Origin of the sequence: Leucobacter sp. Ag1, from assembly GCF_000980875.1 — a bacterium.
GTDB classification, from domain to species: Bacteria; Actinomycetota; Actinomycetes; order Actinomycetales; family Microbacteriaceae; genus Leucobacter; species Leucobacter iarius.
The window spans coordinates 1-4,892 of record NZ_LAYO01000031.1; the positions used below are offsets into that span (position 1 = coordinate 1).

Below are 4,892 nucleotides of genomic sequence, written 5' to 3' on the forward strand. Positions count from 1 at the left end.
ACCGGCGCCCGCGCCGGTGGCGGCCCCCGCCGCTCCGGCTCCGGTTCCCGCTCCGGCGGTGCTGGAGCCCGCGATCGAACCGACCGCGGCTGCGGCGGTCGCGCCGCCGACGGCCGCGCTCCCGTGACCGAGTGCAGCGAGCAGCGCGCCCGTGCCGCCGAAGCCGAGCAGCGCGATGGCGAGCGTTCGAGCCAGATCGAGGTCGAGCACGCGCAGCTCTTCGGACGCGCTCCGGCACGGAGCGCAGTCGTCGAGGTGGGCCTCCACCGCGCGCCGCTTGCCCGGCGTCAGGCGGTGCTGGCCGTAGCGCTGCAGGAGCTTGCGGGTGGACGCGCACTCCTCCGATACGACGTCCTGTTCGACGTGGGCGTCGATCCACGCGGTGCGCAGCGCCTTGCGGGCGCGCACCGCGAGCGCCGAAACGCCGTTCGGCGAGACGCCGAGGATCGACGCGATCTCGCGGGGCGGAAGCCCCTCCACCTCGGTGTACCAGAGGACGGCCTGCCAGCGCTCGTTCAGGGTGGTGAACGCGCGCGCGACGGTGTCGTGATCGAATCCCTCGTCGGCGCCCGGGATCTCGGAGTCCGGTGTGGGCACCGTGTCGGGTTCGGCGTCCTGTTCGAACGAGCCGCGGTCGGTGTCGGCCGCCGTCGTCTTGATCACCCGGTAGAGATACGGACGGAACGCTCCGGTGGGCCCGCGGCCGTCGCGCAGGAGCGCGAGGATCTTGAGATAGGCCTCCGAGACCAGGTCGTCGGCGTCCAGATGCGGCGCGAGGCTGCGGGCGGCGACCCGGCCTGCGGCCGAGTGCCGGCTCCAGAGCTCGGCGAATGCCGCGGTGTCTCCGGCGCGGCTCGCTTCGAGCAGTGCCGGGTCGTCGCGGTCGTGCGATGGTGAACCGAGGTTCGGCATGGCAGCAGAAGTCCCCCTTGTGCATTGACTGCAAGACCGCCCGGCGTGTGCCGATCCGGTCCTCCCCCTGCCAGCTGCGGATCGGAATGTTCCGACCGCCGCCGTCTGCAGTGTCGATGGTACCCGCGACACGCCGAAAGAAAGAATTTCGGAAACTCGCGTCATGAAACGACGGATCGCCCGTGTTATGAGAGTGCCCGGTCTCCGCCGGTTCCTCTCCCCCTAGCAGGACCGTCGGGGGCCGGGCGCATCTACGTGGCGGCCGCAAGGCCGTGGGGAAGGGAAACACGACGATGAAACCTGCGGAAACGACGGGACGGCAGGGTGTGCGGAGACGCGTGCTCGCGATGCTGGTCTCGGCGCTGACAGTCCTGATGGGGGCGATCGTGCTCACACCCGCCGCGGCCCAGGCCGCGTCCGGTGAGATCCGCGAGGCCGCGATCACCATCGTGAACGACGGCACGAGCGTCGTTCCGGGCGACTCCTCGACCACCGACGGCAAGGTCGCGGTGGGCAACCGCGCGAGCTTCGCGTGGTCGGTGACCGTCAACGAGCTCACGGACGGCGTCCTCACCCAGACCCTCCCCGAGGGCTGGAGCTGGGATCAGCAGTCGCTCGTCACCTCGGGCATGCAGAATCCCGACGGACTCAACGGCTACACCTCATCGTTCGAGGTCTCGCCCGACGGCCGCACCCTCACCCTGCATCTTTCGTCGAGCGTCGGCGCCGCGGGCACTCAGATCATCGAATTCCGTTCGCCCACCGCCGTCGTGAGCCGCACGGCGGCCGCGGTGAACGCGACCTACACCCCGGAGCTCACGGTGACCGACGGCGCGGGGACGAAGACCGTCCCGGCGACCGGTTCGCCCAGCACGCTCACCACGGTCGGCGCCGAGCGCATGGACCTCATCAAGGGCGGGCGCACCGGTGGTGCAGCGGCCGAGGGGACCTTCGACTTCGGCAACGGGCCCGAGCCCGCGCTGCGCCACTCGTTCTACGTCGAGCTGCAGTACGGCAGCGGGGTCGGCGACCTGCCGTTCAAGTGGCAGGGCCCGATGGCGATCGACGACGCCTTCACTCTCACCAAGGACGGCGCGAACGCGCTCGGCAGCGGCCAGGCGATCACGCTCGGCAGCAAGTCCCACCCGGGTCTCGACGTGAAGCTGCAGAACGTCGACGCGGCGAACGGCAAGTTCCAGGTCGTGTTCGACAGCATCCCCGATGCGCCCTCGGTGTGGACCGACGTGAACATCTGGATCCCGCGTTCGCAGGTGCCGAACACGACGGCCGCGGGCACCTTCCCGATCGTCATGTCGAACACCGTCTCGCAGCCCGCGGGCGTCGACTGGAAGAGCGCCGACGGCACCCCGCTGAGCGACTGGACCAACGGCAACAACACCCAGGTCCGCAACTACGAGGTGAAGGATCCGATCGACGGCGGCTGGGGCGCGCAGCTCTGGTACGACCTCGTGCAGCCGAAGAACAGCAACCAGGGCGTCAACGGATACGGCGTGCTGCCCGGCTCGAAGTTCGGGGGCAGCATCCGCTACGTCCCGGCGATCACGCAGCCCGCGGGTACGAGCACGATGGTGCCGACCCCGGCCACCGGCCTGAACCTGATCCAGCGCTGGAACCCGGCCGACGCCGTGCTCGACCCGAGCGTCGCCGACGAGGTCACCGCGTTCGATCCGGCGACCGGAGCGGCCAAGCCCAGCACCGAGGGCACCGACTACCGCGTGTACTACACGACCGACGCGGTCGACAACGCGAGCCCGACGTGGGTGCCGCGCAGCGGCTTCACGGGCGACGTGAACACCGTCACGGGTATCCGCTACGAGTACATCGGCAACGGCGGGGTGTTCAACCCGGGCACCGGCGCCTCCGACTTCGCGCGCTACCGCTGGCAGGCGGTCCCGCACTTCACCGTCGTGCGTCCGCTCCCCGCGGCCGGCACCAACGACCTCGCGCGAATCCTGCTCACGGGCTCGGCCCAGACGACCTCCCCGGCTGCGCCGGGCGCCATCGCCCGCGACCTCTACGTGCGGGCCGGCGGAGCGGCGATCTCGAAGAAGGGCGTCGTGCTCGATTCGAGCGGGGACGTGCAGAAGCCCGAGACCGTGTACCTGAACGCGGGCCAGTCGGTGCGCTACACGATCACGCCGCAGCTCACCGGTCTTGCAGGCGGGCTCGAGCCCGACGACGCGAGCGCGCTGACGATCCCGAACGTGGTCGTCGCCGACTGCCTGCCGGCGAACACGCTGCCGAACACGCTGAACTTCGACTCGCTCGACACGAGCAAGTGGAAGGTCACGGCCATCACGCCGAACGCGTGCGGCAACGGCACCCGCACGGCGATCTCGTTCGCCTACCAGGGGCAGGCGAAGTACGCCGATCCGCTGGCGCCGATCACCTTCTCGATCGGCACCTCCCAGGTCGCGCCCGCCGGATCAGCGTTCGACAACTACGCCGAGATCCGTGCCGACGGCATCTTCGCGGCGAACGGCGGCCCCGCCGCCTCCACGAGCGCGATCATGTACGCGTCGCAGCTCAACGTGGCCCGCGTCGAGAAGGCGACCAAGTCGCCGGTGATCGAGCGCGGCTCGCTCGCCACCTACGACGTGACCTGGTTCAACTTCCTCTCGACCTCGCGCGGCAAGAGCGCCTTCGTCGACGTGCTGCCCTACAACGGGGACCCGCGGGGTACCTCGGTGCACGGCGCGGTCACGCTGAACGCGGCATCGCTCAGCGCCGACGGCGCGACCGGGGCGAAGCTGCAGCTCACCACCGATCCCGCGATCCGGACGGGCAGCGCGGGCACCGCGCCGGCCGACGGCGTGACGTGGATCGACTACGCGCAGGCGACGCCCGCGGAGATCGCCGCGGCCACCGCGCTCCGCGTCTCGATCAGCGACTTCGTCGCAGGGCAGAAGAGCGTCGGCACCCTCAGCTACAGCCTGAAGGCGCCCGACGCGGTGAACGGCGACGTGCTGCGCAACACCGTGACCGGTTCGCTCATGGACGGCGCCACCGCGCTGCCGGCCGGCGCTCCCGTCGACGTCCGGATCCAGAGCAGCACCATCACCGGCACGGTGTGGAACGACGCCAACGGCAACGGCGCGCGCGAGGTCGGCGAGCAGGCGATCCCGGGCGCGAAGGTCGAACTGCTGAGCGGCGACGGTGCGACCGTGCTCGCGGAGACCACGAGCGACGCGAGCGGCGGGTACGCCTTCCCGAACCGGACCTCCGGCGACTACCTGATCCGCGTCGACATGTCGACCCTGCCCGCCACCGGCGGTGCCTGGTCGAACACGGCGGCTCCGGCGAACGGCTCGAACGGCCGGTCGGGCACGGTCAAGGTGCTCGCGGGCTCCGACCTCGCAGGCCAGGACTTCGGGTTCCGCGACAACGTCCCGAGCCTGAAGCTCGAGAAGTCGGGCGTCGCGCCGGCGAAGATCGAGGCGGGCCAGCCCGTCACCTGGACCTTCACCGTCACGAACACCGGCAACACGCGCCTCGAGAACGTGCGCATCAGCGACGCGCTCCCGGGCATCAGCTCGATCAGCTTCGCGCAGTGGCCGAACGCCGCCCAGCCGGGCGTGCTCGGCACGGGGGAGACGGTCACCGCGACGGCGACCTCGCCGCTGACGCAGGCGCAGATCGATGCCGGCGTCGCCGTGAACACGGCCAAGGCCGAGGGCGACTCGGCGGTGCCGAGCTCCACCGTGTCCTCGGACGCGACGGCCCGCGTGGTGCTGCCCACCACATCGGGGATCTCGCTCGACAAGACCGCGACGATCGGGTCGGGCACCGACCCGGCCGATGCGGTCGCCGGTGACACCGTGCACTACTCGTTCACCGTGAAGAACACCGGTTCGGTGACGCTGAGCGACGTGCAGGTAAAGGACCAGCTCGCGGGGCTGTCCGGGATCCAGTTCGGCTCGTGGCCGGATCCGGCGAAACCGGGCACGCTGCTGCCGGGC

At 70.7% G+C, this 4,892-nt stretch carries 2 protein-coding genes; one reads left to right on the forward strand and one right to left on the reverse strand.

Annotated elements, in window-relative coordinates; all coding sequences use genetic code 11:
* A partial coding sequence (locus XM48_RS17670) for a sigma-70 family RNA polymerase sigma factor (protein WP_046453759.1) occupies positions 1 to 912 on the reverse strand: 912 nt, incomplete at its 3' end.
* A 347-nt stretch (positions 913 to 1,259) separates the two neighbouring features.
* Between XM48_RS17670 and XM48_RS00210 the strand changes: the two genes are divergently transcribed.
* Positions 1,260 to 4,892 (forward strand): SdrD B-like domain-containing protein (locus XM48_RS00210; RefSeq protein ID WP_304413600.1); only part of this gene is annotated, 3,633 nt, incomplete at its 3' end.